Genomic DNA, 14,814 nt, shown 5'->3' on the forward strand with positions numbered 1-14,814 from the left:
ACAAGGTCACCAAATATCGGAGCAAGCCTCTCACGAGAAGTTTGACTCTGAACCAAGTTTGGTCTGCTTAACAGACTATCAAGCTTTCAACTGAAGAGTTTGATCATGGCTCAGATTGAACGCTGGCGGCAGGCTTAACACATGCAAGTCGAGCGGAAACGATCCTAGCTTGCTAGGAGGCGTCGAGCGGCGGACGGGTGAGTAATGCATGGGAATCTGCCCGATAGTGGGGGACAACCTGGGGAAACTCAGGCTAATACCGCATACGTCCTACGGGAGAAAGCAGGGGATCTTCGGACCTTGCGCTATCGGATGAGCCCATGTCGGATTAGCTTGTTGGTGAGGTAATGGCTCACCAAGGCGACGATCCGTAGCTGGTCTGAGAGGATGATCAGCCACACTGGGACTGAGACACGGCCCAGACTCCTACGGGAGGCAGCAGTGGGGAATATTGGACAATGGGCGAAAGCCTGATCCAGCCATGCCGCGTGTGTGAAGAAGGCCTTCGGGTTGTAAAGCACTTTCAGCGAGGAAGAACGCCTTGGGATTAATACTCCCGAGGAAAGACATCACTCGCAGAAGAAGCACCGGCTAACTCCGTGCCAGCAGCCGCGGTAATACGGAGGGTGCAAGCGTTAATCGGAATTACTGGGCGTAAAGCGCGCGTAGGTGGCTAAGTCAGCCAGGTGTGAAAGCCCCGGGCTCAACCTGGGAACGGCATCTGGAACTGCTTGGCTAGAGTGCAGGAGAGGAAGGTAGAATTCCCGGTGTAGCGGTGAAATGCGTAGAGATCGGGAGGAATACCAGTGGCGAAGGCGGCCTTCTGGACTGACACTGACACTGAGGTGCGAAAGCGTGGGTAGCAAACAGGATTAGATACCCTGGTAGTCCACGCCGTAAACGATGTCAACTAGCCGTTGGGTCCCTTGAGGACTTAGTGGCGCAGCTAACGCAATAAGTTGACCGCCTGGGGAGTACGGCCGCAAGGTTAAAACTCAAATGAATTGACGGGGGCCCGCACAAGCGGTGGAGCATGTGGTTTAATTCGATGCAACGCGAAGAACCTTACCTACCCTTGACATCCAGAGGACTTTCCAGAGATGGATTGGTGCCTTCGGGAACTCTGAGACAGGTGCTGCATGGCTGTCGTCAGCTCGTGTTGTGAAATGTTGGGTTAAGTCCCGTAACGAGCGCAACCCCTATCCTTATTTGCCAGCGAGTAATGTCGGGAACTCTAAGGAGACTGCCGGTGACAAACCGGAGGAAGGTGGGGACGACGTCAAGTCATCATGGCCCTTACGGGTAGGGCTACACACGTGCTACAATGGCAAGTACAAAGGGTTGCAATACTGCGAAGTGGAGCCAATCCCATAAAGCTTGCCTCAGTCCGGATTGGAGTCTGCAACTCGACTCCATGAAGTCGGAATCGCTAGTAATCGTGGATCAGAATGCCACGGTGAATACGTTCCCGGGCCTTGTACACACCGCCCGTCACACCATGGGAGTGGACTGCACCAGAAGTGGTTAGCCTAACCTTCGGGAGGGCGATCACCACGGTGTGGTTCATGACTGGGGTGAAGTCGTAACAAGGTAGCCCTAGGGGAACCTGGGGCTGGATCACCTCCTTATCGACACTGTCTACTGCTCGCGGCAAGTGCTCACAACGAATTACCTGATCAAGTTAGTTTATCGAGTAGTAGTGTCGGGTCTGTAGCTCAGTTGGTTAGAGCGCACCCCTGATAAGGGTGAGGTCGGCAGTTCAAATCTGCCCAGACCCACCAAAAGCTTCGTGCTTTTGTCGACACGGTTTTGCCGACTTTGGGGCCATAGCTCAGCTGGGAGAGCGCCTGCCTTGCACGCAGGAGGTCAGCGGTTCGATCCCGCTTGGCTCCACCATGAAAGTCCGGTTCAGCTTCTACTACCTGATAACGCTGCACAGTCCACAGTGACAAGCATATCGCCTTCCTCGTGAAGGTTGTGTGACTTCTCACTGTTCTCTGAACAGCCGCTCTTTAACAATGTGAATCATGCTGACGATAGATGTGTGCGCCAAGCACATGTCTATCAAACGATATGTCGGAGAGGTCCGACAGATTCGTAATCCTTGACAGACCCCTTGGGGTTATATGGTCAAGCGATTAAGCGCATACGGTGGATGCCTTGGCAGCCAGAGGCGATGAAGGACGTGATAGCCTGCGATAAGCGTTGGCGAGGTGGCAAATACCCTGCGACCCAACGATTTCCGAATGGGGAAACCCACTCACCATCAGGTGAGTATCTATAGGCCAATACATAACCTATAGAGGCAAACCCGGGGAACTGAAACATCTAAGTACCCGGAGGAAAAGAAATCAACCGAGATTCCCCAAGTAGCGGCGAGCGAACGGGGACCAGCCCTTAAGCGTGACAACTGACAGACGAACAAGCTGGGAAGCTTGACGATACAGGGTGATAGTCCCGTAGTCGAAGTCTGAGTCACGTGAAATCGAGTAGGTCGGGGCACGAGAAACCTTGACTGAACATGGGGGGACCATCCTCCAAGGCTAAATACTCCTGGCTGACCGATAGTGAACCAGTACCGTGAGGGAAAGGCGAAAAGAACCCCGGCGAGGGGAGTGAAATAGATCCTGAAACCGTATGCGTACAAGCAGTGGGAGCACCTTCGTGGTGTGACCGCGTACCTTTTGTATAATGGGTCAGCGACTTATATTCTGTGGCGAGCTTAACCGTATAGGGGAGGCGTAGGGAAACCGAGTCTTAACTGGGCGACCAGTCGCAGGGTATAGACCCGAAACCGGGCGATCTATCCATGGCCAGGGTGAAGATTGAGTAACATCAATTGGAGGCCCGAACCCAAGTATGTTGAAAAATGCTGGGATGAGCTGTGGATCGGAGTGAAAGGCTAATCAAGCCCGGAGATAGCTGGTTCTCCTCGAAAGCTATTTAGGTAGCGCCTCACGTATCACCGCTGGGGGTAGAGCACTGTTTCGGCTAGGGGGTCATCCCGACTTACCAACCCGAGGCAAACTCCGAATACCAGTGAGTGCAGCGTGGGAGACACACAGCGGGTGCTAACGTCCGTTGTGAAAAGGGAAACAACCCAGACCGTCAGCTAAGGTCCCAAAATCCTGATTAAGTGGGAAACGATGTGGGAAGGCTCAGACAGCTAGGAGGTTGGCTTAGAAGCAGCCATCCTTTAAAGAAAGCGTAATAGCTCACTAGTCGAGTCGGCCTGCGCGGAAGATATAACGGGGCTAAATCAGGTACCGAAGCTACGGGTTCATCCTCTGGATGAGCGGTAGAGGAGCGTCGTGTAAGCCAATGAAGGTGGATTGAGAAGTCTGCTGGAGGTATCACGAGTGCGAATGCTGACATGAGTAACGATAAGGGGAGTGAAAAACTCCCCCGCCGGAAGACCAAGGTTTTCTGTTCTACGTTAATCGGAGCAGAGTGAGTCGGCCCCTAAGGCGAGGCGGAAACGCGTAGTCGATGGGAAACGGGTTAATATTCCCGTACCGGATGTGGTTGCGATGGGGGGACGAAGAAGGCTAGGTGAGCCAGGCGTTGGTTGTCCTGGTGAAAGCATGTAGGCCGAGGAATCAGGCAAATCCGGTTCCTCTGAGGTCGAGATGCGAGACGAACTGACCACGGTCAGGAAGTCATCGATGCCACGCTTCCAGGAAAAGCCTCTAAGCTTCAGATCACATGCGACCGTACCCCAAACCGACACAGGTGGTCAGGTAGAGAATACCAAGGCGCTTGAGAGAACTCGGGTGAAGGAACTAGGCAAAATGGCACCGTAACTTCGGGAGAAGGTGCACCGGTTCGAGTGAAGGACTTGCTCCGTAAGCTCCTACCGGTCGAAGATACCAGGTGGCTGCAACTGTTTATTAAAAACACAGCACTCTGCAAACGCGCAAGCGGACGTATAGGGTGTGACGCCTGCCCGGTGCCGGAAGGTTAATTGATGGGGTTAGCTCACGCGAAGCTCTTGATCGAAGCCCCGGTAAACGGCGGCCGTAACTATAACGGTCCTAAGGTAGCGAAATTCCTTGTCGGGTAAGTTCCGACCTGCACGAATGGCGTAATGATGGCCACGCTGTCTCCACCCGAGACTCAGTGAAATTGAAATCGCAGTGAAGATGCTGTGTACCCGCGGCTAGACGGAAAGACCCCGTGAACCTTTACTATAGCTTTACACTGGATGCTGATGTTGTCTGTGTAGGATAGCTGGGAGGCTTTGAAACCACGTCGCCAGATGCGGTGGAGCCAACCTTGAAATACCAGCCTGACATCATTGGCGTTCTAACTCAGGTCCGTTATCCGGATCGAGGACAGTGTATGGTGGGTAGTTTGACTGGGGCGGTCTCCTCCTAAAGAGTAACGGAGGAGCACGAAGGTACCCTCAGCACGGTTGGAAATCGTGCATTGAGTGCAAGAGCATAAGGGTGCTTGACTGCGAGACAGACACGTCGAGCAGGTACGAAAGTAGGTTCTAGTGATCCGGTGGTTCTGTATGGAAGGGCCATCGCTCAACGGATAAAAGGTACTCCGGGGATAACAGGCTGATACCGCCCAAGAGTTCACATCGACGGCGGTGTTTGGCACCTCGATGTCGGCTCATCACATCCTGGGGCTGAAGTCGGTCCCAAGGGTATGGCTGTTCGCCATTTAAAGTGGTACGCGAGCTGGGTTTAGAACGTCGTGAGACAGTTCGGTCCCTATCTGCCGTGGGCGTCGGAAGTTTGAGAAGAGCTGCTCCTAGTACGAGAGGACCGGAGTGGACGAACCTCTGGTGTTCGGGTTGTCATGCCAATGGCATTGCCCGGTAGCTACGTTCGGACGGGATAACCGCTGAAAGCATCTAAGCGGGAAGCCCCCTTCAAGATGAGACTTCCCTGAGGCCTTGCGCCTCCTGAAGGGCCCTTGAAGACTACAAGGTTGATAGGCTGGGTGTGGAAGCACAGCAATGTGTTGAGCTAACCAGTACTAATTGCCCGTGAGGCTTGACCATATAACACCCAAGGGGTTTGCGCAGGCAAACCGCCGGGATTGCGACAGGATCGAGACATATCGGTCAGCATGATTCATATTGCGAGTCGCGAGGCCAAAAGCCTCGGGACTCAGGCATCGCAAGATGCCACCGTTTCGCCTGACGACCATAGCGAGCGTGAACCACCCGATCCCATGCCGAACTCGGAAGTGAAACCGCTTAGCGCCGATGGTAGTGTGGAGTTTCTCCATGTGAGAGTAGGTCATCGTCAGGCACTTATACCGAACCGCCCCTGTAGCCTTGCTGCAGGGGCGGTTCTCTTTGTGGTGAGAAAAGTTGCGCAAAGCAAGAGATGTACGCGCTTCGTGAGGCGTCTGCTGCGCCCATGACGACGGCCTGAGCGTTGTCACAGCCCCATCACGTACATGCACGCTTGTAGAAGGCAGCGGCGAGAGGCTAGACTCCCCAGCCCTCTGTATTGGAGATGATGATGCAACCTCAAGAACTGTTGCTGTATTGCCGCCCTGGCTTCGAGGCCGACCTGGCCGCAGAAGTCAGCGAGAAAGCGGCGTATATCGGCACGCCGGGTTATCCGATTACGGCACGCGACAGTGGCTTCGTGCGTTATGTGGTGACGGGCGAAGAGCCCGCCAACGCCCTGCATCGTGACATGCCGCTACAGGCGTTGGTCTTCGCTCGTCAGACCCTGGTGGCACTGGAGCCGCTGGTCGGCATGTCGCGGGAGAATCGTGTCTCGCCGATTCTGCAGCAGGTGGTCGACGCCGGCTGGAGCTTCGAGGAGATCCGCCACGAGATGCCGGATACCAATGATGGCAAGGCGCTGTCGGGGCTGGGCAAGGCCGTCGGTCGCCCGCTGGAGTCCGCGCTCAAGAAGCGGGGCGCCCTGCGCCGCAAGGCCGGTGGTCGGGCGTTGCATGTCTTCTGGACGGATGGCGATGAAGTCCAGCTGGGCATGAGCTTCCCGGGCAACCGCAGCGAATATGCCAATGGCATTCGTCACCTGCGTTCGCCGAGTCGTGCGCCCAGCCGCTCCACGCTCAAGCTGGAAGAGGCGTGGCACGAATTCGTGCCGCGCGATCAGTGGGAGCGTCGCATCGCCACTGGCATGCAGGCAGCGGATCTTGGTGCCGCCCCGGGTGGCTGGACCTTCCAGCTGGTCGAGAAGGGCATGTTCGTGTTCGCGATCGACAATGGCCCGATGAACAAGGACCTGATGGCGACAGGGCAGGTCGAGCATCTCAAGGAAGATGGCTTCACCTGGGAGCCACCGCTGCACCTGGATTGGCTGGTCTGCGATATCGTCGACAAGCCGATTCGTGTGACCGAGATGGTCGAGCGCTGGCTGAAGAAGCGCTGGTGCAATGAGGCCGTCTTCAACCTCAAGCTGCCGATGAAACAGCGCTGGAAGGAAGTCTCTCGCTGCCTCGACTATCTGGCCGCCAGTCTCGAGCGCTCCAACGTCGGTGCCGAGATTCGCTGTCGTCATCTGTATCACGACCGTGAAGAAGTCACTGTGCACGTGCGCATCACGCACTGATTGGCTGTTGCTCAATCAGCATGCACGAGTGGCACATGCCCCATACAAGAACCCCACGGCCTGCCCAGGTCGTGGGGTTCTTGTATGGGGCGCCTGATGCCTTCGCTCGCCGGAGAGGCGCGTTCAGGTATGCTCCAGCAGGATTATCCGCTCCGGTTGGGATAGCATGGGCGCCAGGCGCGCCATCATGCGATCTCTGGCCGGACTGACCGACCATTCCTGCCACGCTCGCGCATCGCGCCATGAGGTGATCAGGATGCGGTGACCCGCGCGGCCGGTTTCCATCAGGTTCTCGCCCGAGATGAAGCCCGGGACATGCGTAGCCTCGCGTACGACTTCACGCGAGGCCTGTTCGTAATCCTGTTCCAGCCCCGGCATGATATGCCGTTCGATCAGAACCTTGATCATGCCTGTCTCCCCTTTTTTGTACGTGCCGCCAGCCAGGGCGGCAGGATTGTCAGGAGTCTTCGATGACCGATATCACATTGCCCGAGGCCGATGCCGAACTGGAAACCAGTGGCCTGTATTGCCCGGAACCCATCATGATGCTGCACAACAAGGTGCGTGAGCTTGCCTCGGGTGACCTGTTGCGGGTGGTGGCGACCGACCCTGCCACCACCCGTGATGTGCCCAAGTTCTGCGCCTTTCTCGGCCACACCCTGGAACTGAGCCACGAGACGCCGGAACAGTTCCTGTATTACATCCGCATCAGTTGAGCGCCATCCGCATCCGCTGAGTCGCTGGCCATGACTGGCCCTCAGGCTTCACGGTCATGGACCTCGACGCAGACCTGATCGCTCTCGCCGGTCATCATCAGCGCGAGAGCCTCCAGCGTCGCCGGGTCCTGCTCGCGAATCTGGTTGGCGATGGCGCGCTGGAAGAAATAGACCACATCATGCCGGCTGCGCCCCGGGTACAGGCAGTCGTCGCCGGCCAGCACGGGTGTCTGGGTGACGCGAGCCTCATCGACCAGCAAGGCCTCGATGTTGCCATCGCTGTAGAGACGCCAGCCGAAGACCTGCTTGAGCTGCCACTGTGTCTCGCCGTTGGTCATGCACAGCGCATGGGTACCCAGCGTGTCCGGCAGTTGCTGCAGCAGCGTCGTCTTGTCCGAGACTTCATAGTCGTAATAGGCCGCGGCGTGTTCGAGCTCGAACACCTTGTGGTCAGGCGCCAGCATGAAGACTTCGTCGGTTTCCGGGTCGCGATAGCCGACGAAATGCCCCTGCTGGGGGTCTTCCAGCTCGTGGCAGGGCGTCAGCCCCTCCATCCACGGCACCATGCCGACGACTTCACCATCCTCGCGCAGCCCCCAGGCCAGTACCGGAATGCTGTAATAGCTGTCCGGGTCGCTGTCGAGCTGATAGAGCATTTCCAACCCGTCGTGTTCCGGCGCCAGCCGGAGAATACGACGTCGTGCACGCATCCTGTCACGCATGACACTCAGGTCGATGACCTTGGCGGAGCGGGGGGAAGATACTGGTACGCCCATGACGAACCCTCCTCAGCAGCTTGTCGATCGTCCTCGGCGTGTGCTGGTGCGTTCTCTCGCTTCTGCCATGTGTGTCGTCAGCGAGAGAGCACTGCCTTGAATAACCATTAGCACAGCCAGAGCCTTGACGGTAACCCCTCCTTGGACGAAATGACCGTCTATCAGCTTTTTCGTGTTTAAACGCAAAAGCCCCGCGTCACCCTGTCGGGTGTCGCGGGGCTTGCTCATCAAGGCGTTTCAGGCAGCTGTCAGCCCAGCATCCCGGCCGAGCTTCCTGTTGGGATGCAGGCTGAGATGCAGGCGCTATCCGGCAGGCATCACTGGCTCGCCAATGCCTCGTCACGCACGCCACGGCGCGCGATGATCCACAGGCGCCAGCCAAGCAGCAGCGCCGCCACGGTCAGGCCGGCCACCATGCCGATCCAGTAGCCATAGACGCCCATCTGCTCGATGGGCCAGGGCGAGATCGGGAAGGCCTCACTGCCGACGCCCAGCAGGTGTCCGCCTCCCAGCCCGACCACCCAGTAAGCGAACATGGTGATCAGCATAATGATGCGCGTGTCCTTGAAGCCGCGCAGTGCCCCTGCCATGGCGACCTGCAGGGAGTCCGAGACCTGATAGAGCATCGCCAGGGTGATCAGCGACATGGCCAGGGCCTGGACCTTGAGGTTGCTGGTGTAGAGCGCCACGGCCGGCTCGGCCAGTACCCAGATCACGATGTCATTCACCAGCGCCACCACCAGCGAGAAGGCCACGCCATTCCAGGCCACGAAACGTGCTTCGCGCATGTCGCCACGGCCGATGGTGTGGCCGACGCGCACGGTCAGGGCCATCGCCATCGACAGCGGCAGCATGAACAGCAGCGAGGTGAAGTTGAGCGCGACCTGGTGCGCCGCGACCTTGATCTCGCCGAAGCTGGCCACGAACAGGGCGATGACCGTGAACAGCGTGACCTCGAAGAAGATCGCGATCCCGATCGGCAGGCCGACCTTGAGCAGTTCGCCCATCTGCTTGAAGTGGGGGGCGCTGGGCTGGCACCACAGCGCCACGGCGCGATACGCGCTGCTGTAACGCGTGTAGGCGAACATGCTCAGGCACATGATCCACATCGCAAGGCCGGTGGCGATACCGCAGCCGGCGGCGCCCATGGCGGGGATGTCGCCCAACAATCCCGGCAGGGTGATCCCCAGCAGGTCATCCACGCCTGCAGACCCGTAGATCAGCACGTAATTGAGCGGGATGTTCGATATCAGGCCGATCAGGCTGATGATCAGTGCCGGGCGGGTATGGTTCATGCCGTCCGAGTAGGCGCGCAGGACCTGATAGAAGGCGGCACCCGGCATGCCCCAGGCGATGGCCATCAGGTAGAGGGTCGCCTGCTCGGCCACGGCCTCAGGCACCTCCATCAGCGTGAAGATCGGCGCGGCCAGATACCACAGCGCAAGCCCGGACAGGCTGCCGAGCACCAGCGAGATCCACAGCGATTGATGCACGTTGCCACGCACCTCACCGCTGCGATTGCCCCCCATCAATTGCGCGACCACCGGCGTCAGGCCCATCAGGGTGCCCGCCATCAGCAGCAGCAGAGGTACCCACAGGCTTGAGCCCACCGACACGGCTGCCAGGTCCGTGGCCGAGGAACGTCCCGTCATCAACACGTCCACGGCACTCATGCCTGCCTGAGCCAGCTGCGCGCCACAGATCGGCAGCGCCAGGGTCAGCAGGCGTGAGGTTTCCGCTCTGACGCGGGGAATCAGTGGCGGAGGCGGAGAACCGGGGGCCGTCTGAGGCTTGGAGGGGGTGGATGAATCGGCGGGGGGCACGGCAGGCTCCTGCTAGTAATCGAGAATCATTCTTGCTTGGCGCGCCATCCTAGCAGATAAGCAGGTTTCATGAACGCAAGCTGATGAATTATCACGGCTGTGAGCGACACTGTCAGCTGAAATGACGCGCTATACGCTAGCCACGTACAATGAGCCATCCGACAGAGCAGGTCTTCCTGCTGTCACCGAATGCCCACACACTGCCAGCGCTTGCCGAGAATTGCCGTGTCGTCCCATGAGTCCCTACCTGCCGTCCTTTCCTCTGATTCCGCCTGCGGGAGCCCCCGTCGTGCGCATGACCTCGCCACCTTGATGGCATTGTTTGACGGCCTGTTCGGCGACACCTTCAACACCTTGCTGCGCTGTGATCCCGAAGAGCCGCTCTATCTTCCGGCCGGCATGCAGGGGGAAGGCAGGCATGTCCCGGAATCAGAGCTTGGCTATCACCGCATCTATCTGGCACGTGGCTTCTTTTCCAGCGCGCTGCATGAGATCAGCCATTGGTGCATCGCAGGTGCCAGACGGCGGCTCGAGGAAGATTACGGCTACTGGTATGCGCCGGATGGCCGCGACGCCGAGCAGCAGCGTGCCTTCGAGAGTGTCGAGGTCGCGCCGCAAGCGCTGGAGCTGCTGTTTCACCGGGCGGTGGGCAAGCCGTTTCATGTCAGCGTCGACAATCTTGAGCTGGAGGTGGATCGAGACGCCTTCGCGCAACGTGTGATGCAGCGCGCCGCCGATGTCGAGCAGCGCGGCCTGCCCGCACGCGCCGCTGCCTTCCGCCACGCACTCGCCGGTGTCTGGCAGCAGGGGATGCCGCTTGAGCAGGCCATCGCCCATGCCAGGCCCCTGTTGCCTGCGGTGGGGGAGGACGGCCGACTGGCGTGATGCCTTCCTGCGTATGCCAGGCGGCAGTGGCGTCGCCCGCTGGGCTTGCCTCCCGGAACTCGCCTACCTGAGCCGGATTGCATTATCTGCAAATCAGCGTTGCACTCACGTTGCAGGTGTCAGGGCTTTGTGATTAGAATGATTCGCATTGACACAATGGTTCCGCTTTTACTGGCCTGCAGGTCTGCTCATGGCAATCCTCGTCAGGACAGGACACCTTGAACAGGGGTATTCGATGACTGCTGTATCCATGATTTCTGCATCCTCCGCTCGCAAGCTGTTGTTGAGTGCGCTGGTCGGCGTGACGGCTGTCACGGCCATGCCGGCGCAAGCCCAGGAAGAGGTGAACGTCTACTCCTATCGTCAGGCCTATCTGATCGAGCCCTTCCTCAAGGAGTTCACCGAGGAGACCGGCGTCAAGGTCAACGTGGTATTCGCCAAGCAGGGTCTGGCCGAGCGTCTCAAGCGTGAGGGTCGCAACACGCCGGCTGACGTCCTGCTGACGGTGGATATCGGTCGCCTGCAGGAGCTGGTCGACGAGGAGCTGGTCAAGAGCGTCAATGACGACGTCATCGAAGCCAACCTGCCCGAGCAGTATCACGGTCCTGACAACCAGTGGTTCGGTATCACCACCCGTGCCCGCGTGCTCTACACCAGCGTCGAGCGCCTCGAGGCCGGTCAGGTCGCAAGCTATGACGACCTGGCGGATCCGAGCCTCAAGGGCCGTGTCTGTTCACGTGCCGGTGATCACCCCTACAACGTGGCATTGATCGCCTCGCGTATCGCCCACAATGGCGAGGAAGCGACCCGCGAATGGCTGGAAGGCTTCAAGGACAACCTGGCGCGCAAGCCGCAGGGCGGGGACCGCGATCAGATCAAGGCGATTCGTGACAACGTCTGTGACGTGGCCATCGGCAACAGCTACTACTACGGCAAGATGCTCGACAACGACGAGCAGCGTCCGTGGGCCGAGAAGGCACGCATCGAGTTCCCGGACCAGAACGGTGTCGGCACGCACATGAACATCTCCGGCATGGCGATGACCAAGTACGCGCCGCACGAAGAGAATGCGCTCAAGCTGATGCGCTTCTTGACCGAGAAGACCGCCCAGCACATGTATGCCGAGGTCAATTTCGAGTATCCGGCCAACCCGGCTGCCGAAAGCTCGGAGCTGCTGACGTCCTGGGGCGAGTTCAAGCAGGATGACCTCTCGCTGACCGAGGTCGCCAAATACCGCAAGCGAGCTGCTCAGATGGTCAATGAAGTCGGCTTCAACCAGTAACGGCACTCACCGCTGGCGCAAGCCATCGGGTGGGATGTCATGAACGAAGAGGGGCTGTCGCGATGCGACAGCCCCTCTTCGTTTGAGTGAACAATGTAAAATAGACGCAATTGCAGTTGGCAGGTCAGTGAGGAAGAACAGATGACGCAAGGCAAGCGGCTGTTGGCAAAGCGAGGTGCGAGCCTTGAAGAAGAAGCCTGTACGGCAACCAGCGCGACGGAGCTCGCCCTGGAGCGCGCGACTCACAGCACGTCAGGCGCCGAAGACGCGGCGATAAGACGTCGTCAGCGGCGTCTGGGCACGCACATGGGGTGGTTCGCGACGGCCTGGGGGGTCGCCGCGCTGGTGGTGATGCCGGTGCTGGCCGTCATCTGGCTGGCGTTGTTCGGCGATGATGGCAGTGATCAGGCCGGTGACGGCATCTGGCCGCACCTCGTCTCCACCGTGCTGCCTGACTACGTCATGACGAGTCTGGCGCTGGTGGCCGGCGTGGCGGTGCTCAGCGGCAGCATGGGCGTGGTGTCGGCGTGGCTGACCACCATGTATCAGTTCCCGCTGCGGCGCACCTTCGAGTGGTCATTGCTGCTGCCGTTCGCGATTCCCGCCAACGTCATCGCCTACATCTACACCGATGTCTTCGAGTATGCCGGGCCCTTCCAGGGCGCGCTGCGTGCGCTGTTCGGCTGGGACTCGCCGCAGGATTACTACTTCCCCGAGATACGCAGTCTGGGCGGCGCCATCCTGATGCTGTCGCTGGTGCTGTTTCCGTATGTCTTCATGCTGGCGCGCTCGGCATTTCTCGATCAATCGCCGTCACTGCGCGATGCCAGCCGCACCCTGGGCTGCAATGGCTGGCAGAGCTTCTGGCGCGTGGCGCTGCCCAGTGCACGCCCGGCGATCGCCGTCGGCCTGGCGCTGGCGATGATGGAGGCGCTCAACGACTTCGGCACCGTCGATTACTTCGCGGTGCGTTCGCTGACCGCCGGCATCTTCAATGTGTGGCTCAACATGGGCAGCCTGCGCGGTGCGGCCCAGATCGCGCTGTGTCTGATGATCTTCGTGGTCACGCTGATCTGGCTGGAACGACATGCCCGGCGCCGGCAGCGTCAGTTCGGCAAGGGCGATCGCTATCGTCGCTATCGTCGCCCGACCCTGCATGGCTGGCGCGCCGGGCTGGCGACACTGGCCTGTCTGCTGCCGCTGCTGTTCGGCTTCCTGTTGCCGGTTGGGCTGCTGACGCGGCATGCCATTCGCTACTTCGAGGAGTCGTGGACGCCGGACTTCGCCGGTTACGCGCTCAATAGCCTGATGCTGTCGGTGAGTGCTGCCGTGCTGACGCTGATCATCGGGGTGCTGCTGGCCTACGCCAAGCGGCTGGATCGCACCGCCAGCGTACAGCAGGCGCTCAAGCTCTCGAGTCTCGGCTATGCCATGCCGGGGGCCGTGCTGGGGCTGGGCGTGCTGGTGCCGCTGTCCGGTTTCGACAATGCGCTGGACAGCTTCCTGCGCGCCAACTTCGGGTTCTCCAGCGGCCTGCTGCTGACGGGGACGATGGGCGCGATCATCATCGCCTATGTGGTGCGCTTCCTCGCCATCGCCGCGGGTTCCATCGAATCGAGTCTCGACAAGGTCACGCCCTCGATGGACATGGCGGCGCGCTCGCTGGGCGAGAACACCTTCTCGACACTGCGCCGGGTGCACCTGCCCTTGATCCGCCCCGGCTTGCTGACCGCGGCGCTGGTGGTGTTCGTCGATGCCATGAAGGAGCTGCCGGCCACCTTGTTGCTGCGGCCCTTCAACTTCGACACGCTCGCTACCCACGTCTATCAATACGCCTCGGATGAAATGCTCGAGCAGGCGGCGTTGCCGGCGCTGGTGATCGTGGTGGTCGGCATCCTGCCGGTGATCGTGATCTCGCGCACCATCGTGGCCTCGCGCAGCGAGTCATGATGAAGACAGCGTCGGCATCAGCTTATTGCCATATGAGAGTTGTTCCTCGTGTGGAGATCGCCTAGGGTGCAGCGCTCGACACTGACAGGACAACGCCGGAGATGGTTCGCACGATGCTCAAGCCTTACGTAGCCAAGATGCGTGGTGGCCCCCTGAAGCGGGGCAGGCCGCATGTTGCCGATGCCCTGTGGTCGTGGCTCGGGGCCTTTCTGGGCATGGCGCTGATCGGCTGGCTGTCCTCGCACTACCTGGCGGTCAGCTCGCTGTTGCTGGTGGGGTCCTTCGGCGCGACCTCGGTGCTGCTCTACGGCGCGCCGCACAGTCCGCTGGCCCAGCCGCGCAATGTGCTGGGCGGCAACATGCTGTCGGCACTGGTCGGTGTCGCCTGCTATCACTGGCTGGGCGATGGCTGGCTGGCGGCCGCCATGGCGGTCTCGGTGGCACTGCTGGTCATGCAGCTGACGCACACCCTACACCCACCGGGCGGCGCCACGGCCTTGATCGCGGTGATCGGCGGTCAGCCGCTGCACGAGCTGGGCTACTGGTACGCTCTGTTGCCGGTGGGGCTTGGCTGCTTGGCGATGCTGGTGCTGGCGGTGTTGATCAACAATCTGGCGCGTCATCGCCGCTATCCGCTGCACTGGCATTGAACCCATCGGATGCACGCTTCTGCAGGCGACGGCGGAAGATGGTAGACTGGGCCATCGCCTGACGCGAGCGACTGGCAGCAGCCGGATGAGGTCCCTCTGACCGACTCTTTCTTCTCTGCGCCTGATACGCCTCGCTCCCTCTCCCGGCACGTGCCCGGCCAGGCGCCATTCCTTAATGATC

At 59.8% G+C, this 14,814-nt stretch carries 9 protein-coding genes, 2 tRNA genes and 3 rRNA genes; 11 read left to right on the forward strand and 3 right to left on the reverse strand.

Annotated features, from left to right (window positions below):
* The first annotated feature begins 87 nt into the window (after positions 1 to 87).
* From R1T44_RS04465 to rlmM, 6 genes are all read left to right on the forward strand, one after another.
* Positions 88 to 1,628 (forward strand): 16S ribosomal RNA (locus R1T44_RS04465).
* Positions 1,629 to 1,704: 76 nt separating this feature from the next.
* Positions 1,705 to 1,781 (forward strand) — tRNA-Ile (locus R1T44_RS04470).
* Positions 1,782 to 1,820: 39 nt separating this feature from the next.
* Positions 1,821 to 1,896 (forward strand) — tRNA-Ala (locus R1T44_RS04475).
* Positions 1,897 to 2,128: 232 nt separating this feature from the next.
* Positions 2,129 to 5,014: ribosomal RNA gene (locus R1T44_RS04480) — 23S ribosomal RNA — on the forward strand.
* A 137-nt stretch (positions 5,015 to 5,151) separates the two neighbouring features.
* Positions 5,152 to 5,267, forward strand: a 5S ribosomal RNA gene (gene rrf, locus R1T44_RS04485).
* Together the 16S, 23S and 5S rRNA genes with 2 tRNA genes alongside form the textbook arrangement of a ribosomal RNA operon.
* 210 nt (positions 5,268 to 5,477) lie before the next feature.
* Positions 5,478 to 6,551: a 23S rRNA (cytidine(2498)-2'-O)-methyltransferase RlmM gene (gene rlmM, locus R1T44_RS04490; protein ID WP_317292671.1), complete on the forward strand. Its 1,074-nt coding sequence runs from the start codon at positions 5,478 to 5,480 to the stop codon at positions 6,549 to 6,551.
* 123 nt (positions 6,552 to 6,674) lie between these two features.
* Here rlmM and R1T44_RS04495 read toward each other — a convergent pair whose 3' ends face one another.
* The gene (locus tag R1T44_RS04495; protein ID WP_043335322.1) at positions 6,675 to 6,959 is read right to left on the reverse strand and encodes an antibiotic biosynthesis monooxygenase family protein; all 285 of its coding nucleotides are present in this window, start codon (positions 6,957 to 6,959) and stop codon (positions 6,675 to 6,677) included.
* Positions 6,960 to 7,021: 62 nt separating this feature from the next.
* Between R1T44_RS04495 and tusA the strand changes: the two genes are divergently transcribed.
* The gene (gene tusA, locus R1T44_RS04500; RefSeq protein ID WP_054555155.1) at positions 7,022 to 7,267 is read left to right on the forward strand and encodes a sulfurtransferase TusA; all 246 of its coding nucleotides are present in this window, start codon (positions 7,022 to 7,024) and stop codon (positions 7,265 to 7,267) included.
* Between the two features lie 41 nt (positions 7,268 to 7,308).
* Here the strand turns inward: tusA and R1T44_RS04505 are convergent, their stop codons facing one another.
* Positions 7,309 to 8,043, reverse strand: a complete 735-nt coding sequence (locus R1T44_RS04505) for a hypothetical protein (protein WP_317292672.1) — start codon at positions 8,041 to 8,043, stop codon at positions 7,309 to 7,311.
* Positions 8,044 to 8,360: 317 nt separating this feature from the next.
* Complete coding sequence (locus tag R1T44_RS04510) at positions 8,361 to 9,800, reverse strand: MATE family efflux transporter (protein WP_225348098.1); 1,440 nt, start codon at positions 9,798 to 9,800, stop codon at positions 8,361 to 8,363.
* Between the two features lie 378 nt (positions 9,801 to 10,178).
* Here R1T44_RS04510 and R1T44_RS04515 point away from each other — a divergent pair, with 378 nt between their 5' ends.
* The 4 genes from R1T44_RS04515 to R1T44_RS04530 all read left to right on the forward strand — a co-directional run bounded on the left by R1T44_RS04515 (position 10,179) and on the right by R1T44_RS04530 (position 14,633).
* Complete coding sequence (locus R1T44_RS04515) at positions 10,179 to 10,751, forward strand: elongation factor P hydroxylase (RefSeq protein WP_107335481.1); 573 nt, start codon at positions 10,179 to 10,181, stop codon at positions 10,749 to 10,751.
* Between the two features lie 235 nt (positions 10,752 to 10,986).
* A complete protein-coding gene (locus R1T44_RS04520; protein WP_225347558.1) occupies positions 10,987 to 12,033 on the forward strand; it encodes a Fe(3+) ABC transporter substrate-binding protein in 1,047 nt (348 codons plus the stop codon).
* Positions 12,034 to 12,174: 141 nt separating this feature from the next.
* Positions 12,175 to 13,983 (forward strand): ABC transporter permease, encoded by a 1,809-nt coding sequence (locus R1T44_RS04525; RefSeq protein WP_240548692.1) that lies wholly within the window; start codon positions 12,175 to 12,177, stop codon positions 13,981 to 13,983.
* Positions 13,984 to 14,096: 113 nt separating this feature from the next.
* The gene (locus tag R1T44_RS04530; protein WP_043335366.1) at positions 14,097 to 14,633 is read left to right on the forward strand and encodes an HPP family protein; all 537 of its coding nucleotides are present in this window, start codon (positions 14,097 to 14,099) and stop codon (positions 14,631 to 14,633) included.
* The last annotated feature ends 181 nt before the right edge of the window (positions 14,634 to 14,814 follow it).

The sequence above is a fragment of the Cobetia amphilecti genome, assembly GCF_032923285.1.
GTDB classification, from domain to species: Bacteria; Pseudomonadota; Gammaproteobacteria; order Pseudomonadales; family Halomonadaceae; genus Cobetia; species Cobetia amphilecti.

Excerpts from the sequence above, each read along its gene's own strand:
- R1T44_RS04495 (WP_043335322.1), bottom strand. The coding sequence starts at position 6,959 with ATGATCAAGGTTCTGATCGAACGGCATATCATGCCGGGGCTGGAACAG.
- R1T44_RS04525 (WP_240548692.1), top strand. The coding sequence starts at position 12,175 with ATGACGCAAGGCAAGCGGCTGTTGGCAAAGCGAGGTGCGAGCCTTGAA.
- R1T44_RS04520 (WP_225347558.1), top strand. The coding sequence starts at position 10,987 with ATGACTGCTGTATCCATGATTTCTGCATCCTCCGCTCGCAAGCTGTTG.
- R1T44_RS04515 (WP_107335481.1), top strand. The coding sequence starts at position 10,179 with ATGGCATTGTTTGACGGCCTGTTCGGCGACACCTTCAACACCTTGCTG.
- rlmM (WP_317292671.1), top strand. The coding sequence starts at position 5,478 with ATGATGATGCAACCTCAAGAACTGTTGCTGTATTGCCGCCCTGGCTTC.
- tusA (WP_054555155.1), top strand. The coding sequence starts at position 7,022 with ATGACCGATATCACATTGCCCGAGGCCGATGCCGAACTGGAAACCAGT.
- R1T44_RS04505 (WP_317292672.1), bottom strand. The coding sequence starts at position 8,043 with ATGGGCGTACCAGTATCTTCCCCCCGCTCCGCCAAGGTCATCGACCTG.
- R1T44_RS04530 (WP_043335366.1), top strand. The coding sequence starts at position 14,097 with ATGCTCAAGCCTTACGTAGCCAAGATGCGTGGTGGCCCCCTGAAGCGG.